Annotated in this window: 12 protein-coding genes; 5 read left to right on the plus strand and 7 right to left on the minus strand. The window is 69.1% G+C overall.

Features of this window, described 5'->3' with window-relative positions; all coding sequences use genetic code 11:
• Window positions 1-64 precede the first annotated feature (64 nt).
• Both ACZ67T_RS31060 and ACZ67T_RS31065 read right to left on the minus strand, forming a co-directional pair.
• Window positions 65-1,084, minus strand: a complete 1,020-nt coding sequence (locus tag ACZ67T_RS31060; RefSeq protein WP_469988309.1) for a LacI family DNA-binding transcriptional regulator — start codon at window positions 1,082-1,084, stop codon at window positions 65-67.
• 249 nt (window positions 1,085-1,333) lie between these two features.
• Window positions 1,334-2,218: a helix-turn-helix domain-containing protein gene (locus tag ACZ67T_RS31065; RefSeq protein WP_469988310.1), complete on the minus strand. Its 885-nt coding sequence runs from the start codon at window positions 2,216-2,218 to the stop codon at window positions 1,334-1,336.
• A gap of 84 nt (window positions 2,219-2,302) precedes the next feature.
• Between ACZ67T_RS31065 and vdcB the strand changes: the two genes are divergently transcribed.
• The 5 genes from vdcB (at window position 2,303) to ACZ67T_RS31090 (ending at window position 7,806) form a co-directional block, all read left to right on the plus strand.
• The gene (gene vdcB / locus ACZ67T_RS31070; RefSeq protein WP_469988311.1) at window positions 2,303-2,908 is read left to right on the plus strand and encodes a non-oxidative vanillic acid decarboxylases subunit B; all 606 of its coding nucleotides are present in this window, start codon (window positions 2,303-2,305) and stop codon (window positions 2,906-2,908) included.
• Window positions 2,909-2,957: 49 nt separating this feature from the next.
• A complete protein-coding gene (gene vdcC, locus ACZ67T_RS31075; RefSeq protein WP_469988312.1) occupies window positions 2,958-4,385 on the plus strand; it encodes a non-oxidative vanillic acid decarboxylases subunit C in 1,428 nt (475 codons plus the stop codon).
• A gap of 31 nt (window positions 4,386-4,416) precedes the next feature.
• Window positions 4,417-4,656, plus strand: a complete 240-nt coding sequence (locus tag ACZ67T_RS31080) for a non-oxidative hydroxyarylic acid decarboxylases subunit D (RefSeq protein ID WP_469988313.1) — start codon at window positions 4,417-4,419, stop codon at window positions 4,654-4,656.
• A 227-nt stretch (window positions 4,657-4,883) separates the two neighbouring features.
• Window positions 4,884-6,641, plus strand: coding sequence for a glycoside hydrolase domain-containing protein (locus tag ACZ67T_RS31085; RefSeq protein ID WP_469988314.1), 1,758 nt, complete (start codon window positions 4,884-4,886; stop codon window positions 6,639-6,641).
• 37 nt (window positions 6,642-6,678) lie between these two features.
• Window positions 6,679-7,806, plus strand: coding sequence for a C40 family peptidase (locus ACZ67T_RS31090; protein WP_469988315.1), 1,128 nt, complete (start codon window positions 6,679-6,681; stop codon window positions 7,804-7,806).
• Between the two features lie 86 nt (window positions 7,807-7,892).
• On the opposite strand, the gene ACZ67T_RS31095 is transcribed toward ACZ67T_RS31090, so the two are convergent.
• The 5 genes from ACZ67T_RS31095 to ACZ67T_RS31115 form a co-directional block, all read right to left on the minus strand.
• Complete coding sequence (locus ACZ67T_RS31095; RefSeq protein ID WP_469988316.1) at window positions 7,893-8,909, minus strand: ABC transporter ATP-binding protein; 1,017 nt, start codon at window positions 8,907-8,909, stop codon at window positions 7,893-7,895.
• Window positions 8,906-9,943 carry an ABC transporter ATP-binding protein gene (locus tag ACZ67T_RS31100; RefSeq protein WP_469988317.1) on the minus strand — a complete coding sequence of 346 codons (1,038 nt, stop codon included), beginning with the start codon at window positions 9,941-9,943 and terminating at the stop codon, window positions 8,906-8,908. The genes ACZ67T_RS31095 and ACZ67T_RS31100 overlap by 4 nt, the downstream gene beginning before the upstream one ends.
• Window positions 9,943-10,851: an ABC transporter permease gene (locus ACZ67T_RS31105; protein WP_469988318.1), complete on the minus strand. Its 909-nt coding sequence runs from the start codon at window positions 10,849-10,851 to the stop codon at window positions 9,943-9,945. Before ACZ67T_RS31105 ends, ACZ67T_RS31100 begins: the two co-directional genes overlap by 1 nt.
• A 4-nt stretch (window positions 10,852-10,855) precedes the next feature.
• Window positions 10,856-11,854: an ABC transporter permease gene (locus ACZ67T_RS31110; protein WP_469988319.1), complete on the minus strand. Its 999-nt coding sequence runs from the start codon at window positions 11,852-11,854 to the stop codon at window positions 10,856-10,858.
• Between the two features lie 97 nt (window positions 11,855-11,951).
• The gene (locus ACZ67T_RS31115; RefSeq protein ID WP_469988320.1) at window positions 11,952-13,778 is read right to left on the minus strand and encodes an ABC transporter substrate-binding protein; all 1,827 of its coding nucleotides are present in this window, start codon (window positions 13,776-13,778) and stop codon (window positions 11,952-11,954) included.
• Window positions 13,779-14,000: the final 222 nt, after the last annotated feature.

Raw genomic sequence — 14,000 nt, forward strand, 5'->3', positions numbered from 1 at the left:
GAATTTCCGGTCGGCGCCAGCGCGACCGGTGCTTGGTCCCTGCGTGTGGGTTGCGGTCCCCGCGTCACCCGCGGGGCGCGGGCCCGATCGACGCGCGGGGCACGTACTGGGCGGGCGGCAGCTCTACGTGCGCCGCGGTGCCGAGGACGATCACTTCGTCCAGGGCGCGGGCCGCCGCCTCTCCCCAGCCGCGGGCGTCCGCGCGGGCGGACGCGAGCGGCGGGTAGCTGTATCGGGTCAGGGGGGCGTCGTCATAGCCGACCACCGACAGCTGGTCGGGGACGCGGACGCCCAGTTCCTGGGCGACCGAGAGCCCGGCCATCGCGGCAAGATCGTTGCCGTAGACGATCGCGGTCGGGGGTTCGGGGAGCGTGAGCAGTTCCCGCGTGGCCCGTGCGCCGCCCTCGGGGCTGAACCCGCCGGGCAGCACCGGTCCTTCGGGCAGACCGAGCGTGCGCAGGGTCTGCTCCCAGGCCGTCCGGCGCCGGTGGGCGTGCCGCAGTTCCTGGGGGCCTTCGACGTGGGCGATGCGCCGGTGTCCGAGGTCCGCGAGCCGGCGGATCGCGTCGGCGTAGGCGGGTTCGTCGTCCAGGCTCACCGCCGTCAGACCACCGCCCCACTCGGGCTGGCCCACCACGACGGCGGGCAGACCGAGTTCGCGCATGAGCGGGGGACGCGGGTCGTCGCGGCGCAGGTCGGTCAGGAAGACACCGTCCACCTGCCGCTGTGCGGCAAGGCGCTCGTACACCCCCTGCTCCTGCTCGTAAGTGGTCACATGCACCATGAGTCCGTCGCCACGCCGCCCTATGACGGCTTCGACGCCGGCGATGAACGCGGGGAAGAACGGGTCCGCCCCGATCTGCTCGGACTCACGGGCCAGGACCAGGCCGAAAGCTCCGGCCTTGCCCAGCGAGAGGCCGCGTGCCTGGTGACTCGGCGTCCAGCCGAGGTCGGCGGCGGCCGCGAGAACGCGGGCCTTGGTTTCCGCCGCGATGCCGGGCCGGTCGTTGAGCGCGAAGGAGACGGTGGCGCGCGAGACGCCCGCACGGTGTGCGACATCCGCGATGGTGGGCTTGCGTGCCATGGTGCGGGACTCCCTGGGTGCGGCCTTGGACGAGCCGGAGCGCGACGAGCTGTCCAGCCGACACGGAACGACGGTCCGCAACCGGTTCTTAAACCGGTTTGAGTGGCTGAACGACGCCGACTAAACCGGTTTGAACGTCGGAGGTCAAGAGGTCAGTGGCTGTGATCTGTGTCGTTCTTCCGGACTCTCGCGCCTCCGGGGGCGGGACCTGTTCCGGCGGGCGTCGTCGCCCGGGCGTCCGTTGCCGGTCTACTTTCCGCGGAACGTTCCCGGCGTCGTGCCCGTCCGCAGCCGGAAGAACTTCGTGAAGTCGCTCGCGTCCGTGAACCCGAGCCGGACGGCGACCTCCTTCGCGGTCAGGCCGCTGTGCCACAGCAGGCGTTTGGCCTCCAGAAGGACCCGGTCGTCGACGTACTGCTTGGCCGTACGTCCCGTCGCGGCGAGCGTGGCCCTGGTCAGGGTGCGCGGGCTGTAGCCGAGAGCGGCCGCGTAGTCCTCGACGCACCGGGTCACCGCGTGGTCACGCTCGACGGCCGCGTGAAAGCGACGGAACGTCTTCGACGCGGCGGTCGGCCGCGGCGCCGGGCCGCGCGCCTGGGCGAGCCGCACCACGAGCACGGACAGCAGCGCGCGGAGCACTTCGGTGTGTGCGAGGAGGGGGAGCGAGGCCATCGCCCCGTACTCGTACACGAGATGGTCGAGCGCCCGGCGAACGCCTTCCGCGTCCGGGCCCACGAGGACCGACGGGCGCTGCTCGTACGGCGGATCCATGTGTGCCGCCGAAACGGTCGCCGGCGGCAGGAAGCCGGGCTGGAACAGCACGATCACCCCGTCCGCGGCCACCAGGTCGGGGCCGAACCGCTGCACCTGACCCGGCCGGATCCACAGCCACGACCCGGGCCGCAGCTCGTGCTCGACGAAGTCGACCCACATGCGAAGAGGCCGTTCGCGGGCGCCGATCAGCTGGTGGAAGGCGGGGCGCAGGGGCGCGTACGGGTCATTGCCGTGGCGCCGCGAGCGTTCGAGCAGGTCGGCGAGTTCCATCACCTCGACTCCGGCCGGTGCGCCCACGGCCGGGGTGTACTCCAGGTCCCTGACATCGGGGCGCCCTGCAGGGTGTCCGTTTTTCCCCATCGATGGTCCCGAGGGTACCGCTGCCGCGCCCAGATCGCTCCGTAGCGTGAAAGCACAGGTCAGCGACGTGTTTGAGGTGGTCCTATGCGGTTGGTCGTGGGAATGACCGGGGCGACGGGTGCCCCGTTCGGTGTCCGTCTGCTGGAGAATCTGCAGGCGTTGCCGGGCGTGGAGACGCATCTCGTCCTGTCCCGCTGGGCACGCACCACCATCGAGCTGGAGACGGGCCTGTCCGTGGCCGAGGTGTCCGCCCTCGCGGACGTCACGCACCATCCCGAGGACCAGGGCGCCACCATCTCCTCCGGCTCGTTCCGCACCGACGGCATGGTGATCGTGCCGTGCTCCATGAAGACGCTCGCCGGGATCAGGACCGGGTACGCCGAGGGCCTCGTCGCCCGGGCCGCCGACGTGGTTCTCAAGGAGCGACGCAGGCTCGTCCTCGTACCGCGCGAGACACCGCTGAGCGAGATCCACCTCCAGAACATGCTCGAACTCGCCCGCATGGGTGTGCAACTGGTGCCGCCCATGCCCGCCTTCTACAACAACCCGCAGACCGTCGACGACATCGTCGACCACGTGGTGGCCCGCATCCTCGACCAGTTCGACCTGCCCGCGCCCGCCGCCCGGCGCTGGGCCGGGATGCGCGCCGCCCGTGCCGCTTCCCGGTCCTTCGGCGACGAAGCCGCCTGAAGTCCCCTGCCCCGTAACTGAAGTCCCCTGCCCCGTAAAGGAATTCACCATGGCCTTTGACGACCTGCGCAGCTTCCTCGACACCTTGGAGAAGGAGGGGCAGCTGCTGCGCATCACCGACGAGGTGCTGCCCGAGCCGGATCTCGCGGCCGCCGCCAACGCGACGGGCCGCATCGGCGAGAACGCCCCCGCCCTCCACTTCGACAACGTCAAGGGCTTCACCGACGCCCGGATCGCCATGAACGTGCACGGCTCCTGGGCCAACCACGCGCTCGCGCTCGGGCTGCCGAAGAACACGCCGGTCAAGGAGCAGGTGGAGGAGTTCGCGCGGCGCTGGGACGCCTTCCCTGTCGCGCCCGAGCGCCGCGAGGACGCCCCCTGGCGTGCGAACACCCGGGAGGGCGAGGACGTCGACCTGTTCTCGGTGCTCCCCCTCTTCCGCCTCAACGACGGAGACGGTGGCTTCTATCTCGACAAGGCCGCGGTCGTCTCCCGCGACCCGGAGGACCCGGACGACTTCGGCAAGCAGAACGTCGGCACGTACCGCATCCAGGTCATCGGCACCAACCGGCTCGCCTTCCAGCCCGTGCCCATGCACGACGTGGCCCAGCATCTGCGCAAGGCCGAGGAGAAGGGCGAGGACCTGCCGATCGCCATCACCCTCGGCAACGACCCCGTGATGGCGATCGTGGCCGGGATGCCGATGGCGTACGACCAGAGTGAGTACGAGATGGCGGGCGCCCTGCGCGGCGCGCCCGCGCCGATCGCCACCGCGCCGCGAACCGGCTTCGACGTGCCCTGGGGGAGCGAGGTCGTCATCGAAGGCGTCATCGAGTCCCGCAAGCGGCAGATAGAAGGCCCCTTCGGCGAGTTCACCGGTCACTACTCGGGCGGTCGCCGCATGCCCGTCATCCGCGTGGACCGCGTCTCGTACCGCACGAACCCGGTCTTCGAGTCGCTCTACCTCGGCATGCCGTGGACCGAGTGCGACTATCTCGTCGGACCCAACACGTGCGTGCCGCTGCTCAAGCAGCTGCGCGCCGAGTTCCCCGAGGTGCAGGCCGTCAACGCGATGTACACGCACGGCCTGATGGTGATCATCTCCACGGCCAAGCGGTACGGCGGCTTCGCCAAGGCCGTCGGCATGCGTGCCATGACGACGCCCCACGGGCTCGGCTACGTGGCCCAGGTGATCCTCGTCGACGAGGACGTGGACCCGTTCAATCTGCCGCAGGTCATGTGGGCGATGTCCGCCAAGGTCAACCCGAAGGACGACGTCGTCGTCATCCCCAACCTGTCGGTCCTGGAACTGGCGCCCGCCGCGCAGCCCGCCGGGATCACCAGCAAGATGATCATCGATGCGACGACGCCGGTCGCCCCGGACGTCCGCGGCAACTTCTCCACCCCGGCCAAGGACCTGCCCGAGACGGCCGAGTGGGCCGCCCGCCTGCAGCGCCTCATCGCGGCCCGCGGCTGACCCGCCCACCCTCGCCGAAAGGACAACTCCTGTGAATCACCTGCCTGTTGAATGCCCTCGCTGCGCCTTTGAGGAGATCTCCCTGCTTGCCACGTCCCCCGTCCCGGGCGTGTGGGACGTGGTCCAGTGCGGGCGCTGCCTCTACACCTGGCGCACCATCGAACCCGCCCGCCGCACTCGGCGAGACGCCTATCCCGACACCTTCAAGCTGACGGAGGCGGACGTCGAGAACGCGATCGAGGTGCCTGCGGTGCCGCCACTGCTCAAGTGACGTTGCCCAACTTCTTCTCATATACCCGTAGTTGATCTCTCGCGCACAATCCGTCTCGCGCAAGGAACGTAGAAAATATTCGGTAGTAGGTAGTGCAACGGAACTCATTGACGCGCTACCTTTCGCCTGCCCCGTCACGGCAGGCACACCAACGGTGTTGGGCCCATCCGCTGACCGGGCCGAAGGCGCACAGTCCTGTCCAACCCAGAGACTGAATCTGGAGTGCCATGACACCGCTCCGTTCCTCGCGTGCCCGACTGCGCGGCGCAACCACCGTTCTGGCCGTCCTGGCCGCGCTGGGCACCTCTGCCGTGGCCGCCGCCGCGTCGCCCGCCGCGGCCAAGGACGTCTCGTACCGCGGCTATCACGTACGCGTGCCCGCAAGTTGGCCGGTCGTGGACCTGACCGCGAACCCCGACACCTGCGTGCGCCTCGACCGGCACGCGGTGTATGTCGGCCATCCCTCCGACGCCGGTCAGGCCACGTGCCCGTCCGGCATCGTCGGCCGCACCGAGGCGTTGGTCATCGAACCGCTCGACGCCAAGAGCCGTAAGAAGATGGACACTTCGACGCGCATCGCGCCCAAGGGCTCCGCGACGGCCTCTGCCGACAGGACGAAAAGAGAGTCCCCCGGGCGCATACGTGAGGCGGTACCCGCCGCAGGAGTGCTCGTGACCGCCTCCGTAGGCGCTCACGAGGCCACCGTGCAAGGCATTCTGGACAGTGCCCGTCTGGACGGAGACGCGAAGGCGACGGCCGCGACGCCGGGCACAGCCGAAGCCGGCCGGGCGACGACCTCGGCGGCGGCAGCCGTGGCGGCGCAGCCGGGTACGTACACGGGGCTCGGCTTCGACCCCTGCGCCGCACCCTCCTCCTCGCAGATGTCCGCCTGGTCCGCCTCGCCCTTCCGGGCCGTCGGCGTGTACATCAGCGGTATCAGCGCGGCGTGCGACCAGCCGAACCTGACGGCGTCGTGGGTGCAGACCCAGACGTCGGCGGGCTGGCACATCATCCCCATCCACGTGGGTCTGCAGGCGCCGTGCAACAGCTTCAGCCACAAGGTGTCGTACACCCTGTCCACCGCCGCCGGTCAGGGACGCAGCGAGGCTCAGGAGTCCATGGCCGCCGCCGCGGCGCTGGGGCTTCCCGGGGGCAGTGTGCTCTACAACGACATGGAGGCCTACGACCAGACCAACACCGCATGCAGTGACGCGGTGATGACGTTCCTCAGCGCGTGGACCGAGGAACTGCACGCGGGCGGCTATCTGTCCGGCGTCTACTCGTCCGCCGCGTCCGGGATGGTCGACCTGGCCGGGGAGTACACGGCCGGTACGTACACGATGCCCGACCACATCTGGTTCGCCCGCTGGAACGGCGCCGCCGACACCGACGCCACACCCTATGTGCCCGACGCGTACTGGGCCGACCACCAGCGCATCCACCAGCTCTCCGGGGACACCGACGAGACCTGGGGCGGCGTGACCATCAACATCGACCGGGACTACCTGGACGTGGACACGGGGCCGTTCGCCGGATCCTGCTCCGCGAACCTCGACTTCTCGCAGTACACGTCGATCTCGGCCGGCTCCTCCGGCGGCCTGGTCAGCGCGGCGCAGTGTCTGCTGCTGCGTCAGGGACGCTACAGCGGCGCGGTGGACGGCGCGTTCGGCTCGGGCACCACGACCGCGGTGCAGTCGTTCCAGAGCGCCGTGTCCCTCCCGGTCACCGGCACGGTGGACTCCCACACCTGGACCGCGCTGCTGTCGGCCGGCACCAAGCCGACTCTTCAGTCCGGGTCCACCGGCACCGACGTCAAGCGGCTGCAGCGGGCGCTGATCGCGGCCCGCGGACAGAGCCTCGCCATCGACGGCGACTTCGGCGCCGCGACCACGTCCGCCGTCAAGGCGTACCAGACCGCCCAGGGTCTCACCTCCGACGGAATCGTCGGGAACGCCACCTGGTCGGCCCTCCAGGCCGGCAAGTAGCCCCCGGTCCACGACGAACCAAGGGAGAACCGTGCCTGTGTACTACAGACGTCACCGCGCCGTCCGCGGCCTGGGGGTTGTCCTGGCGGCGGGACTGCTCGCGCTGGGCACCCTCGTGCCCGCGGCCGCGGCGACCGCGCCCGCCCGCATCATTCTGGTCTCGTCCGACTGTCCCAACACCGTTCAGCAGGGGCAGGTGAGCGGATGTGTGACGGAGCTCCAGACGCTGCTGAACGCCCACGGCGCCTCGCTGACGGTCGACGGCGACTTCGGAGCGGCCACCACCACGGCGGTCAAGGCGTACCAGACCTCTCAGGGGCTCACCGCGGACGGCCTTGTCGGGCCCGCCACCAAGTCCGCGCTGTACTACGAGGACCCGGCCGTGCCGATCGACCTGCGCTCACTGCGCTGCCCCGTGCAGCTGGAGACGGGTGAGAACGACGGCTGCGTCACCGAGCTGCAGAACAAGCTCAACGCCAACGGGGCCGGTCTGACCGTGGACCATGATCTGGGCTCCGCCACCGTCACCGCGGTGACCAACTACCAGACGTCGCACGGGCTGGCGGCCACCGGCCTGGTGGATCCGCCGACCAAGGCCAAGCTCTACGGCGATCCGGCGCCGCAGCAGCCGGCCGACCTGGGCTCGGGACGCTACGCCGCGGTCGTCGACTACGCGCAGCAGGCCACCGGCCAGAACATCCAGTACGTCTGGGGCGGCGGCCATGAGGACGGCGCCTTCTCGTTCGGCCCGTCGATCGGCATCTGTGACGACTACAGCGGGTCGATCCAGCCGTGCCCGGCGGACAAGGAAGTGGGCCTGGACTGCTCGGGCTTCACGCGGTGGCTGTACTGGCGCGCCGGAGCCGGCGACATCGGCCAGACCACACGCGACCAGGTGGTCAACCCGAAACTGGCGCAGGTCAGCGCGGCCAACGCGATCCCGGGCGACCTGGTGTACTTCGGTGGTTCGGCGTCGACGGTGCATCACGTCGGCGTCTACATCGGCAACGGGCTGATGCTCAATGCTTCGCACACCGGAACCTACGTGCGGCAGGACACCGTCGCCTCGCACAGCGACCTGCTCGGCTACTACCACGTCACCGGTGTCACCTCGGCGGCCCTTGCCGACTCACTGGCCGGTCCGGCGCCGCACAAGGCGGGCTGACCGCCGGCGCGTGAACGGAACGGCTGCCGGAGCCCCGACAGGGGGCTCCGGCAGCCGCATGGGGCGCCCGTCCGACCGGGACGTCGTCAGACGCCCGCCGGCTGGATCTCCACACCGACCACGCGTCGTGGTGTGGGGTGGAAGCAGGCGTGGTGCCGCCCCGCGTCCCCGAGCTGTTCGAGGACCGGCCGGGCGGCGGTGCACCGCTCGTCGGCGAAGGGGCAGCGAGGAGCGAAGAGGCAGCCGTCCGTCTGTACCTTCTCGTCCAGCGGGGCGAGAGGCTCCAGCCGGTCGGGGCCGGGCTCCTCCCGTCCGCGCATGATGGGGACGGCGGACAGCAGACACTGGGTGTAGGGGTGCACGGGCGCCTGGATGATGTCGTCGGTCGGCCCCCGCTCGATGACCTGGCCCCGGTAGATGACGTGCAGTTCGCCCCCGGCGCCTATGTAGCGCGCGGTGGCCACGTCATGGGTGATGAAGACCAGGGAGATCCCCAGCCGGGTGCGCAGATCGTGCAGCAGCCCGAGGATGCCGAGCCGCAAGGACACATCGATCATCGACACGGCTTCGTCGGCGATGAGCACTTCCGGGTCCACGGTCAGCGCGCGGGCGATGACGACGCGCTGGCGCTGGCCGCCGGACAGCTGGTGAGGGTACTTGGGCAGGACGCCGTCGGGTTCCAGGCCGACCAGTTCCAGCAGCTCCGCGGCCCGCCCGCGGACCTCCGAGGACGCGGCACCGGTCAATTTCGCGCGCATCCGCAGGGGGTCGCCGAGGATCTGGTCGATGGTGCGGGTGGGGTTGAGGGCGGAGTACGGATCCTGGTGGATCATCTGGATGCGGCGGAAGTACGGGGCCCGTTTGCGCGGCGGGAGTTTCGACACCTCTGTTCCGTCGATGAGGAGTTCGCCGCCGTCGAACGTCTCGATCCCGGTGAGGATCTTGCCCAGTGTGGTCTTGCCGCAGCCGGACTCACCGATGAAGGAGACGGCTCCGCCCTTGGGCAGGGTGAAGTCCACCGCGCGCAGGGCGTGGACGGTGCGCTCTCCGGTGAAGGCGCCGCGGGTGCGGTAGGTGCGGGTGAGCCCGCGTGCCTCGATCACGACGCGTCTCCCTTCGGGGTGGCGGGGGATGAGCGGACGAGAGCCACGTCGGCATGGCACGCCCGGCGGTGGCCGGGCAGGAACTCTTCCAGCTGCGGTTCCGAGTCGGTGCACACGTCCGTGGCGAACGCGCAGCGCTCGCGGAACACACAGCCCGTCTTCGGGATGGTGGTGAGGTCCGGCGGCCGGCCGGGCAGCGCCCGGGCGCTCGCGAGGTCCCCGGTGATCCGGGCCGTGGCACGGATGAGCGCTTGCGTGTACGGGTGGGAGGGAGCGCGCAGCAGTTCCAGTGCCGGGCCGTGTTCGACGATGCGGCCGCCGTACATCACGGCGAGGTTGTCCGCGATCTCCGATACGACTCCCATGTCATGGGTGACGATCAGGGTGCTGAGGTGGTTCTCCTCGTGCACCTCGCGAATGATCTTCAGCACGGCGGCCTGGGAGAGCACGTCCAGGGCCGTGGTCGGCTCGTCGAGGATGAGGACCTTCGCGTTGAGGACGAGCGCGAAGACGATGCCCAGGCGCTGGCGCATGCCGCCGGAGAGCTCGTGCTGGTAGGAGTCGAGGACGCGCTTGCCGTCCAGGCCCATGCGCTCGGCCAGTTCGCGAGCGCGGTGGAGGAGGGCGGGCAGGTCGTTGACGTCGTGGGAGCGGCCGAGGTCCAGGACCTGCTGGCCGATGGTGCGCAGCGGGTTCATGGAGTTCTGGGACGCCTGGAACACGTAGCCGAGTGCTGAGCCGCGTACGGCGCGCAGCTGCTTGGCGGAGAGAGCGGTGACCTCGCCCACTCCGTCGACGTGGACGGTGCCGCCGCTCACCCGGCCCGGCTCGGAGATGGCGTTCATCAGGGCGAGGGCGAGCGTCGACTTGCCGGAGCCGGACTCGCCGACGAGGCCGGTGATCCGGCCGCGGGGCAGGTCGAGCGTGACGCCCGCGATGGCCGGGTACTCGGTGCCTTCGATGCGGTAGTGGACCGTCAGGTCGCGCACCCGGACCTCAGCCTCGGCGGTCGCCGTGGTGGTGTTGTGCGTCATCAGCGCTCCCTCAAACGCGGGTTGAACAGCTCGTCGATCGCATCGAGGAACAGCACGACGCCGGTGATGAGCAGCAGGATGCAGACCAGCGGGGCGAGGAGGTACATCAGCGCCTCCGGGCTCTGCAGCGCGCCGCCCGAGAACACCGCCTGGTTGATCATCACGCCCCAGTTGGTGGACGTGAACGGCACGATGCCCAGGAAGAACAGGCCGACCTGCGCCTCGACGAAGCTGACGATGGCCAGCAGCAGGTTCATCGCCACGTACGGGGCGAGGTTGGGCAGGAGTTCCTTGACGAGGATGTGACGGTTGGGCAGGCCCAGGCTCCGTGCGGCTTCGAGGAAGCCGCGCTCGCGCAGACTGAGCGTCTGGGAGCGCACGGCGCGGGCGATGCCGCCCCAGCCGACGATGCCGAGTACGAGGCCCATCTCCAGCGGACTGCCGAAGGCCCACACGCTGGAGAGCACGACCAGTACCGGGAGGCCCGGGATGGTGAGGATGAAGTCGGTGGCGCGCATCAGCAGCGAGTCGGCCACCCCGCGGTGGAAGCCGGCCAGCAGACCTACGGCGGTACCGATGCCGACGGCGAACAGTCCGGCGATCGCGCAGGTCAACAGGACGTAGCGGGAGCCGACGACCAGGGCCTGGAAGACGTCGGACCCGGCGAAGTCGGTACCCAGCCAGTGCTCGGAGCTCGGCGGCGCGTAGACCGCGTTCGGGTCGACGGCGAGGTTGTCGGAGTAGAGCATCGGGCCGAAGATGCCCATCAGGGTGAAGAACACCAGGATGACCAGACCGGCGACCCGGCCCGGTTTACGGGTGAGCACCCGCCGGATGCCGGTCCAGTAGCGGCGGCGCGGTGTGACGTGGGCGGGGCGCGGTTCGGCGGTGAGAGGTGCGGTGGTCATCGTCTCAGCGCCTCACTCGGGGGTCGATCACGGAGTAGAGCAGGTCCGCGATGATGTTGGCGAGTACGACGGCGATGGTGATGATGAGGAACGCGCCGGTCATCAGCGGGTAGTCGCGGGATCCGATGCTCTGCAGCAACAGACGTCCCAGGCCCGGGTAGTTGAAGGCGTTCTCGATCAGAATCGCGCCGCCGAAGAGATAGCCGCAGGCGATCGCCAGGGTGGTGAACAGCGGCAGGATGGCGTTGCGGCCGATGTAGCGCAGCCGTGTGCGGGGGGTGATGCCGCGCAGTTCGGAGGCGAGGATGAAGTCGTCGCCGAGTACGGAGGCGACCGAGGAGCGCATCGAGAGCATCCAGCCGCCGTAGGAGATGAGTACGTAGGTGGCGACGGGCAGGATCGCGTAGTAGGCGACGGAGCCGATGTACGCGGCGCTCCAGCCGGAGTCCACCCAGGGGTCGTTGGTCTCGCCGTACGGCAGCCAGCCCAGCTGGGTGTGGAAGACGGTGGTGAGCAGGATCGCGAGCACGAAGGACGGGATGCCGGCGATCAGCGAGGCGGACAGGCTGAGTGCGCCGCCCCAGCGCGAGGAGCGCTTGACGGCCGCCACCACACCCGCGGTGATGCCGATGGCGAAGCTGATCACCAGGCCGCTGAGGATGGGGATCAGTGTCCACGGCAGGGCGTTGCCGATCACCTGGGACACCGGCACGCCGCTGTAGGAGATCGAGAGGCCGAGGTTGCCGTGCAGCAGGTCGGACAGGTAGTTCACGTACTGGGTGGCCAGGGGGTCCTGCGAGGTGTAGCCGTAGATCACGGCGACCTTGGCCATGGCCTCGTCGGGGGACATGCCCTGGCTGAGGTAGCCCTCGTAGGCCACTTTGCCGGGGCTGCCCGGCAGCGCGTGGACGAGGAAGAACGTGAACGAGGCCACGACCCAGACCATCACCGCGCCACCGGCCAGCTTGGTCAGGACGGCGCGGACGAGTCCCTTCACGTTCATCACCTCCTTTCCGGGTGTGTGTTGCGGTAGTGGGATGACACAGGCGGACAGGGCGGCGGCTGTGCGGCTGCCGCCCTGTCCGATCGGCTGGGATCGCCTACTTCTTGGGCTGGATGTAGCCCTGCGCCATCCACACGCCGGGGAAGTTGCCCAGCAGGTCGTCCTGCCCGTTCTTGGGGAAGTTCGTGAAGTGCTTCTCGTTGTAGAACTTCACGTTGGTGTAGTCCCAGATCGGGATGACCGGAACTTCCTGCGTGGTGACCTGGGCGAGCTGGTTGATGATCGGCTTGGCCGATTCGTTGTCCAGGCCGGCCAGCTGGGCGGTCAGGTTCCCGGGGTTGACGCGCTTGCCGCCCACGGTGACGTTGACCGGGCCGTGCATCCAGTTGCCCGAGCCCTTCTTGTCCGTGTGGGAGGCCTTGTCACCGTTGGCGGTGAACCCGTCGGACTCGCCGTACAGGCGCTGGAAGTCGCCGCGCGCGGTGGAACCGACGGCGGTGAGCCACCAGCCGACGTCGAACTTCTCCGCGGCCATGTCCTCCTGGTACTTGCCGAAGTCGGCGGACAGCTGCGGCTTGGTGTCGATGCCGGCGGAGGTGAGCTGGTTGGCGATGACGGTGGAGGCGGAGATCCAGTCACTGAAGCCGTTGACGGTCTGCAGCGTCATCTTCCACTGCTTGCCGTTGGCCAGGTACCACTTGCCGCCCTTCTTGGTCAGGCCGGCCTTCTTGAACAGCGCCTCGGCCTTGGCCGCGTCGTGGGCGTAGGGCTCCAGAGCGGAGGACTGGTCCTTGGTCAGCCAGGCCTGGGTCATCTGGTCGACCATGCCGGTCGGCGCGGCGGCGGTCTGGCCGCCCACCGGCTGGCCCACCTTGGTGGCGGCCGCGCGGTCCAGGAGGTACGCCAGCCCCTGGCGCACCTCCTTCTTGTCGTACGGGGCACGGCTCTGGTTGAAGGCCAGCGACGCCTGGACGTAGCTGACGCTCTCGGTGCGCTGGTAGCCCTTGCCCTCGATCTGCTTGAGCACGTTCTCGGGGATGGCGGTGAACGGCGCGGCGTCCAGCTCGCCGTTCTTCATGAAGCCCCAGATCTGCTCGTTGCCCGAGTAGTGGCGGACGACGACCTGGCTGGGGCCTACCTTCTTGGCGGCGTAGAAGTTCTTGTTCTTGTCGAGGATGACCGAGCCGGGGTTGAGCTTGCGCACCACGAACGGGCCCGCCGAGATGTCCTTCTGGGGGGCGAAGGCCGAGACCTGCTTGCCGACCCCGGTCAGCTTGGCGGCCGCGGCATCGGCGTCCTTCGCCTTCGCCGGATCGACCTGCTGGCTCGCGTGGATGATGTCCCACATGTCGGCGGGGACCAGGTGGCCGTAGACCTTGGCGTTGACGATGACCTGGCCGAGGACCTGCTTGGTGAAGGTCAGGTTCTTGGTGCCGGGAGCCTGCTTGAACTCGAAGGCCCCGTCACCGGCCGACTCCACCGAGGACACGTTGAGACCCTCGGTGAGACCACGGGCTCCGACCGCGGCGGTGCTCTGGGTGTAGCCGAGGGCCATCGACAGCTTGAGGTCGTCGAGGGTCACCGGGGTGCCGTCGGACCACTTCGCGCCGTCCTGGAGGTGGACGATCAGTGAGTCGCCCTTCATCTCCCAGCTCTTGGCCAGGCCGGGGAAGTTGTCGTTGGGGTTGAGCGGGTTCTTCTTGTCCCAGCCGAGGCGCATCGTGTTGAAGCTGACGAAGCTGTTGCCGTTGGCGTTGTACGGGTTCATCGGCGCGCCGGGCGTGATCGGGTTGTTGGCGTCGACCGTGGTGAAGACACCGCCCCTGGCGCCGTTCTTGGCACCGGAGTCCGGCGCGCAAGCGGCGAGCGATCCGAGCGTCGCCAGTGCGGCGGAGGCTGCGACGAAGTGCTTGAACCGGACCATACGTGTGGTCTCCGATCGAATGACAGAACACGGCGGAAGAAGGGTCCTGAGGGTGAGCAGACCGTAGGAGCGACCCTGTGGGCATGTCAATAATTTGCGTTGGCCGAATCCAGTTCGTAACTTCCCGCCATCGGCCCCAGGCTGACGGGCTGCGTGGAGCGGTGACAGAGGCTGATGGGTGATACGCGAGACGCTTACGTGAAAAAGTTACGTACAACCGGC

The organism is Streptomyces sp. NPDC107517 (assembly GCF_055582645.1).